Consider the following 12954-nt stretch of genomic DNA (forward strand, 5'->3'; position numbering starts at 1 on the left):
GTGCTTTTTCTAATGAAAGGGATGAAAGCGGTTTACATTTGATCTTGTGAATTTTTTCGATTGTCTATTATAATAGAAAGGAGGAATGTTTGGTCATAAAATGAATGGCTATTCATTCATTGATGAAGTATAAGGGGTGGGAGAATGGATTTGATCAAAAATCTTGAGCAGACTGCGATGACCAAGGGAGAGAACGTCGCACTGATCTTTGAAGGGAACAAGTGGACCTATCAAGAACTGATGACAAGTATCGAACGTTTTGCAGATGGTTTAGTGAGCGAAGGGTTTCAAGCGGGAGATCATATCGCGCTGATTTTAGGAAATTCACCGCATTTTGTGATTTCATTTTTTGGTGCATTAAAGGCAGGACTTGTTGTTGTACCTGTCAATCCAACATATACGCCAAGTGAAATCGGCTACATGCTGGTCACTGGTGATGTAAAAGGGATTGTTGCACCGGATCAGCTTCTGCCGATATACGAGCAGGTGTATGAACAGCTTCCAGCGATTGAACGAGTCATTATTTGTGCTCAAAATGAATCTGCGTGCAGGTCAAGTTTAAAAGAAGTATCTGATCGTCTTGTTTTCTTCGGAAAGCTTGTGTCTGGAGATGCACCAGAAGCTGAGCATCCTTCCATACAACCTGACGATACGGCCGTTATTTTATTTACATCTGGTACAACAGGAAAACCAAAAGGGGCAATGCTCACTCATGTTAACCTTTATTCAAATGCAAGAGACATTGCGGAGTACCTGTCAATTGATGAGAAGGACAAGGTGATTGCTGCTTTGCCGATGTTCCATGTGTTTTGTTTGACCGTTTGTATGAATGCCCCTTTGATGCATGGAGCGACCATCTATGTCCTGCCGCATTTCAGCCCATCAGAGCTTTTACGAATGATGGAGAAAGAAAAACCAACGCTATTTGTGGGTGTTCCAACCATGTATAACTATTTATACCGCCAGGACGGTCATGAGGAAGCGATGAAGTCGGTGAGGATTTGTATATCAGGCGGTGCGTCCATGCCTGTTGCTTTACTTCACGGTTTTGAAGAAAAGTTCGGTGTCACGGTGCTAGAGGGTTACGGATTATCAGAGGCTTCCCCAGTGACGGCATTCAATCCCCTTGATGGAAAAAGAAAACCAGGCTCGGTCGGCACTGATATTATGAATGTGAAAAATAAGATTGTGAATGAACTTGGAGAGGAAGTTGGACCAAACGAAGTCGGAGAACTCATCGCAAAAGGGCCAAACATTATGAAAGGCTATTATCAAATGCCAGAAGACACAGAGGCGGCCCTGAAAGACGGCTGGCTGTACACAGGAGATTTGGCGAGAAGAGATGAAGACGGATATATTTATATCGTCGATCGAAAAAAGGACATGATTCTCGTTGGCGGGTATAATGTCTATCCAAGAGAAGTAGAAGAAGTGCTTTATCAACATGAAGCTGTAGCAGAAGCCGTTGTCATCGGTGTGCCAGATCCAAACACAGGAGAGGCTGTTGTCTGTTACATTTCCCCTAAGAAACATGCTCACATCAATCAAGAAGACATCATCACCCATTGTTCACGCTATTTGGCGAAATATAAGCAGCCCCAAACGATCCATTTCATTGATAATATTCCAAAAAACACGACTGGTAAAATTTTAAGAAGAGCGCTAAAAGACAAGTACCAAGCAGAAACAAGTAAATAAAAAAAGAGTCTCTTCTTATGAAGAGGCTCCTTTTTGAATCGCTTCTTGTACCTGTTTTCGAAAGGAATTTGACTGTTTTTGATTTAATTCATAATAGGTGCCGTCTACTAAAAAAACAACTTGAGAGCGGTTGGTCCATAGCTGAAAAGAAGTGCCATTTGTCCGTCCAAACATGACCTTGGCGATATAATCTGGCTTTTTTACATTCTTTTTGAGATGGCTGCTTGTTTGTTTCCCTTTGTTTAATTGTTCAATTAGATCCTCAGTTGTATCTTTATCATCTATTTCATAAGAAATGGACTGGTTCGTCGGTGAAAGCAATAATTTCTCTGCTCGATTTTCATCGAAGATGTCACTTGTCCGGCTGAACACATAAAAGAAGGTAATCAGTAAAAGCCCAAAAATCACAATTCCTGCAAGGATTTTCTTCATGATGAACCTCCAACTCACTTTTTTATGGTTAGTTTCTCCGATTTTTGAACAGCATAATCATTTTTTTCACTCAAGCTTTTTCAGATAGGGCATGCTATGATGGAGCCACATGAGACAGGTTCTAAACAAAAGCGTGCGTGATTACAATAGAGAGAGAAATGGAAAGGAGGCTGACCAGTGCGAGTACGCAAATGGGTAGCTCTTGCAACGGTAGCATACATATTGTACGGTCTTTTTATTTATTCTTACTTATTTCTAATGGGGGATTCATCTGTCCCTGACAGTGTGAAAGGGACAAGTGCAGACCCGCATACATTTATGACAAGCCATGAGCTTTTGATCAGTGGAAATTACTCGAACATTCGTAACCTGTTGTACTTTATGACAATTCCTTTAGATTGGTATGTCTTTTTCCTTTTGCTCATTTCAGGGTTTTCAAGGAAATTAGCAGATTGGAGCTTGGCAGCAGCTCGTTTTCACCTTGTGAGCAAACTTGTGTATGTGTTTGTGCTGTCACTTTTGACGATGCTGATCACATTGCCGGTCAAGTGGGTGAGCTACCAGTTGTCCTTGTACTACGGTGTTTCAGCACAAAGCACAGCAAGTTGGCTAAAAGACCAAACGCTTGATTTTTGGATTCAATATCCACTGCTTGTTCTATGCGCGATTGTGTTCTTTTGGCTCATTCAAAAGAAAAGGAAATATTGGTGGCTGTATGCTTGGTGTTTAACCGTTCCAGTTACACTATTTCTCTTCTTTATACAGCCGGTCGTTATTGATCCACTCTACAATGATTTTTACCCATTGAAGGATCAAGCGCTTGAGAAAAAGATATTAACTCTTGCAGAGAAAGCACACATTCCAGCAGATCATGTATATGAAGTCAACATGTCAGAGAAAACAAACACGATGAATGCTTACGTCACAGGAATTGGTGAAAATAAGCGTATTGTTTTGTGGGATACGACACTTCAAAAGCTTAAAGACCGTGAAATCTTATTTATCATGGCGCATGAGATGGGACATTACGTGATGAAGCATGTGTATATCGGTTTAGCAGGATATTTAGTGTTGTCTCTGGTTGGATTTTTTGCCATTGACCGTCTTTATTTTTCCCTTTACCAAAAAGGCGCTTCTCCATTTCGTCTGAAGGCACCACATGACGTTGCTGCTCTTCCGCTTCTGTTGATCATTATATCTATGCTGTCATTTGCTGCTTCTCCTTTTACAAATGCTGTGTCAAGACATCAAGAACGTGCAGCTGATGAATATGCCGTGAATTTGACGAAAGATGGAGAGGCGGGGGTGACGTCATTTCAAAAGCTTGCAAAATCAGGGCTTTCCCAAGTCAATCCGCCACTTTTAGTGAAAATATTCCGCTATGGACACCCAACGATGATGGAGAGAATCATCGATATGGAAAAAGCCGCAAAAAAAGAGGAAACATCGAAAAAGCAATAAATAAAAAATCCGGCTCAGTTCGCCGGATTTTTTTGTCACACTTATTTTAGTTAGAAGCCGCTTGAACGTTAATTAATCCTTTTCCATAATAGAACGAATTACCAAGCGGTGTTGCCGTATTTTCTAAGCGCTGACGAACCTGAGACGTTGATAGATTCGGATACTTAGAAAGGATAAGCGCTGCTGCTCCTGCTACATGAGGAGATGCCATCGATGTTCCCGTATAAGATGTATATCCACTGCTTGGTACTGTACTTAAAATCGATGTACCAGGTGCAGAAACATCTAATTCAGGACCTGCGCTAGAAGACGAGTTTCTGACATTGTTGCTGTTCACGTTGGCAACAGCAATTGTAGAGTCGTATTTTGCAGGATAGCCAACGGTGCTAGTAGAGCCAGTTGAACCTGAATTCCCTGCTGCGGCAACGACAACTACTCCGCGGTTATTCGCTGTGTCTACAGCATTTTTAAGCGCTGTGGAGCCGTTTGGTCCGCCTAAGCTCATATTGATGACATCCATGTTATTGGCAACAGCCCATTCAATACCGCTGATAATCCAGCTGTATTGTCCATCGCCGTAACGATCTAATACTTTAACGGCATACAAGGAGGCGCTTGGCGCAACCCCAAGAACACCAATCGTGTTATCAAGGGCAGCAATGGTTCCGGCTACGTGAGTTCCGTGTGATTGAAAGTCTTGTGTGGCATTTGGCTCTGAAGGGACGAAGCTAGCACCGCCTGCAACATTTAAGTCAGGGTGTGCGGCGTGGATTCCAGTATCAAGGACAGCTACTTTGACGTTAGCACCTTTATAACCTTGAGCGTGTACGGCTGGAGCTTTGATTTGAGGGATACCATAAGGGACGGTTTGGGCATATGCTTCTGCTTTGTGGTCTTCTTCTACATAAGCAATGCTAGGGTCGTGTTCAAGTTTTTTTGCGGCTTGTTCAGACATCTTCACTTGTGCAGCATTAATGAGGCGGTATTGTTTTTCTAATTTCCCACCATTTTGTGTCACTGCTTGTTTCTTAGAGCTGTTTGTGGTGGCAGAAGCTTTAAAGCCAACGATATAGCTTTTTTCGCTTTCTGACTTTGAGGCAGTCTCGGCATTTGCTATCGAGCCTCCAAACCCTGCTGAAAACAGAAGAGGGACAGCCAATAAAACACTTGTCATCACATTTTTCTTTTTCACGCACATTCCACATCCCTTTTTCTTATTTCAGAATAATCATCCGTAGTCTATTAGAATGATCCGTTTGATTATTCTGTATTTTCAGTTTAATAGAGATAGGCAAATAAGAGTAGACCTGAATTTTTGTGGAAGTCCTAGCGAAAAATAGGGAATTAAGTCGCTTGGAATTGATGGTAAAATATGTTTATTTTATATTTCTAACGGTTTTCTATTAAAAAGGAATCGTGCTTTTTTTCTCATGATCCATTTGAGGATAAACATTCGATACCCGAAATGCCATAAAATAGGTAGAAAAGGCTATCATCTATTTCGAATTTCGATATAAAAAAATATTATTTTATCATTGTTTTTGACATGAAAAAGAACCTGTTATGAAAACAGGTTCTTTAAGAAGGAGCAGATTGTGTTAAGTGGTTGACCACGTTGTAATCGTTCACCTTCCATTGACCATCTGTCCATTCCACATAATTTAAGCAGGCATTCTCAAGTCTTGTATCCTTAATACCCATATGTTCGTCAGCTAGTGAGGTGAGTAAGGCATGGATGGCAGCACCATGTGCTACGATTAGTACCCGTTGATCTGGGTAGGTTGCTCTCACTTTTTCGATACCTTCTAGCATTCGATCTTGAAGTGCCGATAGTGGTTCCATATTTGGATACTGTTTATTTGGAAACAGTTTCTGACGTTCCTCAAATGACATGCCTTCAGCGTCGCCATAGTCACGTTCAATAAAATCGTCCATGATCACGAGCGGTGCATGTACATGCTGTAAAATCAAATGAGCTGTTTCTTTTGCCCTTGATAGCGGACTGGAAATGACAACATCCCAGTGGGCATCTTTTAAGTAAAGACCGGTTTGTTCCGCTTGCCATTTACCAGTGTCATTTAAAGGGATATCTGTTCGTCCTTGAATTCGTTTTGCTGCATTCCAATCGGTTTCTCCGTGTCTGACTAGGCAAATTGCTGTCAATCAAATCCCGCCTTTTCTATCTTTTCCTCTATTATACTAAAACTGAAGAAGAATGACTGGATCAGTGATTTGTCAGACTCGTTAAGGACTCGACCGAACTTGCCACTTGGGACACTGTTTGTTTGACTTCTTTCAATTCGTTTAGGAATGTTTGCAAATCTATTTCAATTTTTCCGTTTTGGTTTTTGCTTAAGTTCATGCTGCTGACGATATCATCGAATAGCGAGTTGATTTGGGTCATTTTTTCTTTACTGTCTGTCACAAGTAAATTCACATCAGCAATATGCTGTGACACAATGGCGATTTGTGAATTTGTGTTGTTGACGAGCTCAGATACAGTTGAAACCGTTTTCTTTGTATCCTCTGATAATTTGCGAACCTCGTTTGCAACGACAGCAAAGCCTTTGCCATGTTCACCTGCTCGAGCTGATTCGATTGAAGCGTTTAAAGATAGTAAATTCGTTTGCTCCGCAATACCTGTGACAATCCCAAAAATTTGTTCAATTTGTTTCGCAATTTCTTCTAAGCGTTTAATTTCTGTTTCAATCTTTGTCATACTGCCGTCAATTTGGTTCATTTGCGTCTGCTGAATTTCTAACTCTTTTTTACCGCCAATTGATTTCTCTTCAACTTGTGCTGAGATCTTTGTGCCAGCCTGTGACATATCCGCCATCTCATCAGATTTTGATACAAGTTTGTCCACTGCATTTGTTGTGTTTGAGAAGAGAGAAGCAAGTGAATTAGATGTTTCTGTAATTTTTGTATGAAGCTCTTTTTGCTGTAGTTCTGCTTCATCACGAACTTTAGAGTATTCATTTTGGAACGTATCTAGGACAAGCTGTTGCTCTAGATTTAAAATTTTCGTCGTCGCCTTCACTGCCGTCTGATATTCTTTGAAATCTTGGATATGCTGGGCAAATAAATCCATTATGGATAGCAATAGGTCTTGGAAGGCTGCCATATACCATTTAGGTTGAAGTCCAATTCTTAAATGAACTTGTGCAATTTTAATTCTTTTGGCCACATAAGATTCGTCAATCACACCGGCAAACATTTCACTAATATGAATGCGTAGTGTTTTCTTTAGACGCTCGACTGAGCTGTTATCTTGAATGATGTGCATCAAGGAAGACTCGACTTCTAGGTTTTTATAAAATTTATCGACGATATGTTCAATTTCATCTTGAACGATTGGATTCAGCTGTTTCAAGATAAAAAGGTCTTGCTGCGTCAAATCAATCATTTTAATTTGTTTGGCAATGTCCGTATTCTCCGGAAAATTGATTCGTTTTATCCCATCATCCTGCTGTGTGAAAAAAGCAGTGTTTTTCTTTTTACTCTCTTTTTTAAATAACAATGTGTTTGTCCCCCCATGATCATCAAAAATATCAGACTTTATGTTTTTTATCGGATAATATTGGATTTTTTAAAGGGGAAACAGTGAAATTTTACTGTTCTTTATATGACCTTTTTAGTGGTTTTTTCGCCGGACCTTCTACTACTTCTCCCGTAATGGAGAAACGAGACCCGTGACAAGGACAGTCCCACGTGCGGTCACTATTATTCCACGCGACTTCACAGCCTAAGTGAGTACAGGTTGTATCGACAAGAAAGATATCTCCGTCCTCTGACTTAAAAGCGCCACATTTTTTATGCTCATAAGACACAATCCCGCCTTCCCCCGGTTTTAAATCATCAATTGTTTGATCAGCTCGCTTTAATTTACCACTGATCAGCTTCGCTGCAACATTGGTGTTTTCTTTGATAAAGTCTTTTACGAATGCGTCTGACACGAGTCTTGATGGAGTAAAGAGGGATTCGTAAGGATTCGATTTTCCTTCGATCAAATCTCCGATCAGTGTCGCTGCTACGTGGCTTGTGGTCATGCCCCATTTTCTAAAGCCTGTTGCCACAAAAATATTCGAATGATGTGATGTCAGGCGGCCAATGTAAGGGATTTGATCCATTGTGACCATATCATGCGTGGACCAGCGGTAAAGGACTTCCGTTATACCAAGGGTGGCTTCACCAAACCTTTCTAGTGCTTCATAGTGTGCGGATTCATCTCCGCCTTGTCCGGTTTTATGGCCTTGTCCACAGATGAGCACGACATCTTCTCCATGGAATTTCGCCGTTCTTAATGAATGGGCAGGCTGATCAATTCCTAAGTACATGCCGTCAGGAAGCGGTTTTTTTGTTTTGGCTGCGACGACATAAGATTGCTCAGGATGGATTCGCGTGAAATACAGTCCTTTGCCATCGTAAAAAGGAAAGTGTGAGCATGAAATGATAGAGCGCCCCATCAGATGATGGCCACTTTTTGTGACGACAGCAGGGTGTTTTCCTTCTTTTACATCGACTGCCGTTGTCTGTTCAAATATGCGCACGCCTCGGTCAATGAGCTGATCGATCAGTGCATGAAGATAATGAAGAGGATGAAATTGTGCCTGCTGCGTCATGGCGAGGGATGCCTTTATGCCAGCATCAAACGGGAGCGCTGTTTTCCATTCGCGATCGATACCGAGCTGTTTGTACGCATCTAATTCCTTCTTTAACTTTTTGACGCCGTTTTCTTCTGTTGTATAAAGATAAGCATCTTTTACCTCAAGATGACAATCAATATCATACTCTTTCACACGTGCTTGGATGAGTTCCTTTGCTTTTTCATTTGCTTCTACATATAAACGGGCTTTCGGCATACCAATATGCTGAATCAGCTCATGATAGTACACATCATGCTGGGAGGTAATTTTCGCTGTTGTATGTCCGGTGGTTCCTTGCAATACTTGATCAGCATCTATGATGATGACATCCAGTCCGCGTTCTGTCATTTCAAATGCAGTAGCGATACCGGTAATACCGGCACCGACAATGATGACATCTGCTGTAAGATCTTCGCTGACAGTAGGAAAAGAGGGCTTCTCACTATCAGCTAGCCATAACGACTTTGCTTGCTCCGATCCTTTATGTTCTTGTTCCATGTTGTCGCCTCCAGTCACTTGTTGTGTATAATTTTTCCACGATGCTGAAAATCATACATTTTAGTGAAAACAAGAGCGAAATACATAAAAAAATGAGCAACACATAAAAATAAACGAGATAAAAAGGAAGGAGTGGACTGACGTGTCAACAAAGCAGCCAAAGAAAACGTTACCGCCTCAGCATCAGAACGAACGTCCAGGACTTGAATATAAAATGAACCCTAGACCTATCTTTGATCGAGAGGTGCAAGGCAAAAAGCTGACAGGGAAAACGGCGATTGTCACAGGTGGAGACAGCGGGATTGGACGAGCAGTATCTGTCTTATTTGCGAAAGAAGGAGCCAATGTAGCGATTGTTTATTTGAATGAACATCGTGATGCTGAAGAAACGAAGGACTATATTGAAAAGATGGGAGGCCGCGTCATTTTAATATCAGGTGATCTAGGGGATGAAGCTTTTTCAAACGAGGTCGTCAAACAAACAAAAGATGCTTTCGGTTCGATTGATATTTTGGTCAACAACGCAGGTGAACAGCATCCGCAAAAAAGCATTGAACAGATTACCTCTCACCAGCTTCTTCGGACATTTCAAACGAATATATTTGCCATGTTCTATTTAACAAAAGCGGTGCTCCCTCATTTAAAGAAAGGAAGCAGTATTATTAATACAGCATCGGTCACTGCTTATAAAGGTCATGAAACCTTAATTGATTATTCATCGACAAAAGGGGCGGTTGTAACGTTTACAAGATCATTATCTCTATCTCTGATCAAACAAGGGATTCGGGTAAATGGGGTAGCGCCTGGACCGATTTGGACACCGCTGATTCCATCCACATTTACGGAAAAGGAAGTGTCTGAATTTGGTGGAGATGTCCCAATGGAGCGGCCTGGTGAGCCAGTAGAGTTAGCGCCGAGTTATTTATTTTTAGCGAGCGAAGACTCTTCTTATATAAATGGACAAATGATTCATGTGAATGGCGGAACCATATTAAATGGATAAAAACAAAAAACTTGCGGTAAAGAGACAAGTTTCTGTCTCTCTGCCGCAAGTAAAATCATCATGATTGATGTAAGCAATGTTCTGCATATTGAGCTGACAGGTCATTAAAACGCTTTTCATCACGCTGATCTAGCGCCTTGTCAATCTCTTCTCTAAGGAAGGTTAAGCGCTGTTTATAAAGCGCCTCATCTAAAACCATTTGAATATAAATGTCTAAAATAGTAACGCCATTCTCTTCGGTTTTTTGGGTGTTGCGGGACTTCATGAGCTCAGCATACGTTTTTTTCTCTTTCATAAAGAATCCCCCCGATGCCTTTTTTATAGTATATGGATTGGCGGAGAAAAAATCAACAAAAATTTATAATTTTTAGACAATTTATTTTTGAGCCATATCGACACCCCTTGTCCAGTCGACAAGATACGATATATCTTTAAAAATGGCTTTTAGATAGATCGAATGTACTAAAAAATATGATAAAAAGATAATTTTAAATAAATATTGAAAAAATCCTGTCGTTTCTTATACGTTGGTGATAGATTAATAGTATCTAAAATAACCAAAAATTAACACAGGAGGAAATGAAGTGTCAGGAATTAGTGAAACACCATTAGATTCATACGTCATTAATCAAACAACAATGGCGGTCCTTCCGGTTGAAGAAGGAAAACGAGTATATTCAAAAGTGATCGAAAGAGAGACAAGCTTTTACGTTGAATTAAAGCCGCTGCAAATAATAGAACGCAGTTGCAGGTTCTTTGGCTCAAGCTATGCAGGCAGAAAAGCGGGAACATACGAAGTAACAGGAATATCTCATAAGCCTCCCATCGTGATTGACTCATCCAATCATCTGTATTTCTTCCCAACCTATTCATCCAACCGCCCTCAATGCGGATGGATCTCCCACAAATACATTCATATCTTTCAGGAATCATCCCTCGGAGACACGGTTGTTACTTTTACAAATGAGCAATCGGTCAAACTAGATGTCTCATATAAGTCATTTGAGAGTCAGGTACACCGAACAGCGTATCTCCGAACGAAATTTCAAGATCGACTTGATGGAGGTCTTCCTAAGAAACAAGAATTTATGCTGTATCCAAAGGAACAGCAGCTCAACCTTGTGTATGATTTTATCTTAAGAGAACTTCGTAATCGTTATTAGTGAGAGACCAGCGGCAGACAGCCGCTGGACTGCTTACTCATTGCCATCACTTTTTTGCAGAAAAAACCATTGATTATCGTATAAAAAAATATATAATTTATCTATATCGTATAATTTTTTATACAATGAAAGGGGTCATGGGGATGATGTATGAAGAGCTGGATACGCCGGCACTACTCATTGATAAAAGGGTGATGATGGAGAATGTAGCGGCGATGCAGCAATACGCAGACCGTCAGCATGTCAAATTGCGCCCTCATACGAAAACGCATAAAACGCCTGCACTTGCCAAGCTGCAGGAAGAGAAAGGTGCATCTGGCATTACGGTGGCGAAAGTAGGAGAGGCTGAAGTAATGGCAGCCCATGGGCTCAAGGATATTTTTATCGCCAATCAAATTGTAGGTGAGACTAAACTCAAGCGGATTCGCAAACTGGCAGAGTCGATACAGATTTCATTCGGTATAGATTGTGTTGAGCATGTGAAGCAGATTGAGCAAGTCTTTCGTGAATCAGAGAACAAAGCGGAGGTTTTAATTGAGATAGAGGTTGGAGAGGGGAGGTCTGGTGTCATTGAAGAACGTGATTTCTGCCACATATTAGAGGCGATTCAAACAAGTGATGCCGTTCATTTAAAGGGGATTTTTTCTCATGATGGTCATACGTATCAAGCCGAAAGTAAAGCACATTGCCATACATTATACAATGAGGCTGTAAATCGAACGCTCCGTTTTGCGCAGATTGCAGAAGAAGCTGGTATGCCGATAGAGGTCGTCAGTATTGGATCAACACCGCCATTTTTATTTCAATTTGATATTCCAGAAGGAGTCACAGAAATACGGCCAGGCACATACATCTTGATGGATGCTTCCCAGTCCAATGTAATCGGCACATATTCACATTGTGCAGCATCTGTGCTGACGACGGTCATTAGTAAACCGACAGAGCGCCGGGTGATTACAGATGTAGGGGCCAAGGGGCTTACGGCACAAACACGTACAAAAGGGCTGACCAAAACAGAGGGCTTAGGCAAAGTGAAAGAATATGATGATGTATTTGTTTCAAGCGTATTTGACGAGCATGCCATTATCTATCATGAAGGCTTTCGTCAAAGTGTACAGATCGGTGAGAAGGTGCAAGTTATTCCGAATCACATCTGTCCTGCTGTGAATCTTCATGAAAAAGCATATCTCATTCAAGATGGCGAAGTGGTAGAAGAGCTGGAGATTGCTTGTAAAGGAAAGCTGCAATAAATTGGTAGGATCATAAAAGGCGCCGAAAGGGGTCTTTTTTATTGGAGAAAAAATGGCGAAGATGAATTAGATTGAAACCAAATGTGCCTTTCTCGTCGTCTATTGACTGTATCATCATGAAATGGCAGGGAAATGTGAACCATTAGAAGGATTTTCATTCATTTCCGCATAAATCACAGAAGTGATACATGCGGTCTGTTACAATAAAAATAAGTCATTTCTTGCAAGGTGTTCGTATGAGGTAAAAGTTGATCATATTTGACCGATATGAACAAATGGGAAAGAGAAATGGGGGCCGTGTATGAAAAAACGATGGCATTTGATGCTGCTATTTACCGTGACAGTGACACTACTCACGGCCTGCAATCAAGCAGGTCAGCCGCCTTCAAAACAAAACACAAAAGAAGCTGCGTATGAACAATGGGTTCAGCGTTATATGGATGAGTTAAATGAAGCATATGAAAACATGACCGATCAATTTATTTCGGATGGACATGGAAAAATTCAAGTCAATGAAAAATTGACAAAAGCAACGAAAGCATTCGACCGTGTCATTCAAAAAGGGCTTACTCATCAAGAAGTGCCAGCTGTGTATCAAAAGGCAGACAAACAATTAAAGACAGGTCTTGCTTCATTTGAAAAAGGAATGAGCAAGGTAGAGCAGCTGTTGAAGCGTCCTGATCAAGAAAAGCTGTTTATGTCAGCCACTCAATATTTTCAAGATGGATTGCAAGAGACAGCCTCTTTCATTGAAGAAGTAGGAAACGTTCAGCAATCACAATGAAAAGCCTGGAAGAGAGACT

12 protein-coding genes are annotated in these 12954 nt (G+C 41.0%); 6 read left to right on the forward strand and 6 right to left on the reverse strand.

The genetic code is table 11. From position 1 onward, the window contains the following. Positions 1 to 144: 144 nt before the first annotated feature. Positions 145 to 1698, forward strand: coding sequence for a fatty acid--CoA ligase family protein (locus KVT11_RS00780; protein ID WP_060780940.1), 1554 nt, complete (start codon positions 145 to 147; stop codon positions 1696 to 1698). 15 nt (positions 1699 to 1713) lie between these two features. On the opposite strand, the gene KVT11_RS00785 is transcribed toward KVT11_RS00780, so the two are convergent. Next, a complete protein-coding gene (locus KVT11_RS00785; RefSeq protein ID WP_007497192.1) occupies positions 1714 to 2130 on the reverse strand; it encodes a YhfM domain-containing protein in 417 nt (138 codons plus the stop codon). A 177-nt stretch (positions 2131 to 2307) separates the two neighbouring features. Between KVT11_RS00785 and KVT11_RS00790 the strand changes: the two genes are divergently transcribed. Continuing rightward, positions 2308 to 3591 (forward strand): M48 family metallopeptidase, encoded by a 1284-nt coding sequence (locus tag KVT11_RS00790; protein WP_116306669.1) that lies wholly within the window; start codon positions 2308 to 2310, stop codon positions 3589 to 3591. 46 nt (positions 3592 to 3637) lie between these two features. On the opposite strand, the gene KVT11_RS00795 is transcribed toward KVT11_RS00790, so the two are convergent. From KVT11_RS00795 to KVT11_RS00810, 4 genes are all read right to left on the reverse strand, one after another. Then, positions 3638 to 4783 carry a serine alkaline protease SapB gene (locus tag KVT11_RS00795; protein ID WP_026050071.1) on the reverse strand — a complete coding sequence of 382 codons (1146 nt, stop codon included), beginning with the start codon at positions 4781 to 4783 and terminating at the stop codon, positions 3638 to 3640. A gap of 386 nt (positions 4784 to 5169) precedes the next feature. Next, complete coding sequence (locus KVT11_RS00800) at positions 5170 to 5754, reverse strand: histidine phosphatase family protein (RefSeq protein WP_017360298.1); 585 nt, start codon at positions 5752 to 5754, stop codon at positions 5170 to 5172. 61 nt (positions 5755 to 5815) lie between these two features. Next, positions 5816 to 7177, reverse strand: coding sequence for a globin-coupled sensor protein (locus tag KVT11_RS00805; protein WP_370539267.1), 1362 nt, complete (start codon positions 7175 to 7177; stop codon positions 5816 to 5818). A 25-nt stretch (positions 7178 to 7202) separates the two neighbouring features. Continuing rightward, positions 7203 to 8735, reverse strand: a complete 1533-nt coding sequence (locus KVT11_RS00810; RefSeq protein WP_217608967.1) for an FAD-dependent oxidoreductase — start codon at positions 8733 to 8735, stop codon at positions 7203 to 7205. A 142-nt stretch (positions 8736 to 8877) separates the two neighbouring features. On the opposite strand from KVT11_RS00810, the gene KVT11_RS00815 reads away from it, so the two are divergent. Beyond that, complete coding sequence (locus KVT11_RS00815; RefSeq protein ID WP_039962782.1) at positions 8878 to 9738, forward strand: SDR family oxidoreductase; 861 nt, start codon at positions 8878 to 8880, stop codon at positions 9736 to 9738. 58 nt (positions 9739 to 9796) lie between these two features. Here the strand turns inward: KVT11_RS00815 and KVT11_RS00820 are convergent, their stop codons facing one another. Further along, positions 9797 to 10033: an IDEAL domain-containing protein gene (locus tag KVT11_RS00820; RefSeq protein ID WP_008348804.1), complete on the reverse strand. Its 237-nt coding sequence runs from the start codon at positions 10031 to 10033 to the stop codon at positions 9797 to 9799. A 289-nt stretch (positions 10034 to 10322) separates the two neighbouring features. Here KVT11_RS00820 and KVT11_RS00825 point away from each other — a divergent pair, with 289 nt between their 5' ends. The 3 genes from KVT11_RS00825 to KVT11_RS00835 all read left to right on the forward strand — a co-directional run bounded on the left by KVT11_RS00825 (position 10323) and on the right by KVT11_RS00835 (position 12935). Beyond that, on the forward strand, positions 10323 to 10901 hold the full coding sequence (locus KVT11_RS00825) for a competence protein ComK (protein ID WP_017366958.1): 579 nt from the start codon (positions 10323 to 10325) through the stop codon (positions 10899 to 10901). Between the two features lie 143 nt (positions 10902 to 11044). After that, positions 11045 to 12151 (forward strand): alanine racemase, encoded by a 1107-nt coding sequence (locus KVT11_RS00830; RefSeq protein ID WP_148780262.1) that lies wholly within the window; start codon positions 11045 to 11047, stop codon positions 12149 to 12151. A 301-nt stretch (positions 12152 to 12452) separates the two neighbouring features. After that, a complete protein-coding gene (locus tag KVT11_RS00835; RefSeq protein ID WP_046343108.1) occupies positions 12453 to 12935 on the forward strand; it encodes a hypothetical protein in 483 nt (160 codons plus the stop codon). Positions 12936 to 12954: the final 19 nt, after the last annotated feature.

The sequence above is a fragment of the Bacillus sp. GbtcB10 genome, assembly GCF_019091365.1.
Taxonomy (GTDB): domain Bacteria; phylum Bacillota; class Bacilli; order Bacillales; family Bacillaceae; genus Bacillus; species Bacillus altitudinis.

Excerpts from the sequence above, each read along its gene's own strand:
- KVT11_RS00830 (WP_148780262.1), top strand. The coding sequence starts at position 11,045 with ATGATGTATGAAGAGCTGGATACGCCGGCACTACTCATTGATAAAAGG.
- KVT11_RS00820 (WP_008348804.1), bottom strand. The coding sequence starts at position 10,033 with ATGAAAGAGAAAAAAACGTATGCTGAGCTCATGAAGTCCCGCAACACC.
- KVT11_RS00835 (WP_046343108.1), top strand. The coding sequence starts at position 12,453 with ATGAAAAAACGATGGCATTTGATGCTGCTATTTACCGTGACAGTGACA.
- KVT11_RS00780 (WP_060780940.1), top strand. The coding sequence starts at position 145 with ATGGATTTGATCAAAAATCTTGAGCAGACTGCGATGACCAAGGGAGAG.
- KVT11_RS00810 (WP_217608967.1), bottom strand. The coding sequence starts at position 8,735 with ATGGAACAAGAACATAAAGGATCGGAGCAAGCAAAGTCGTTATGGCTA.
- KVT11_RS00785 (WP_007497192.1), bottom strand. The coding sequence starts at position 2,130 with ATGAAGAAAATCCTTGCAGGAATTGTGATTTTTGGGCTTTTACTGATT.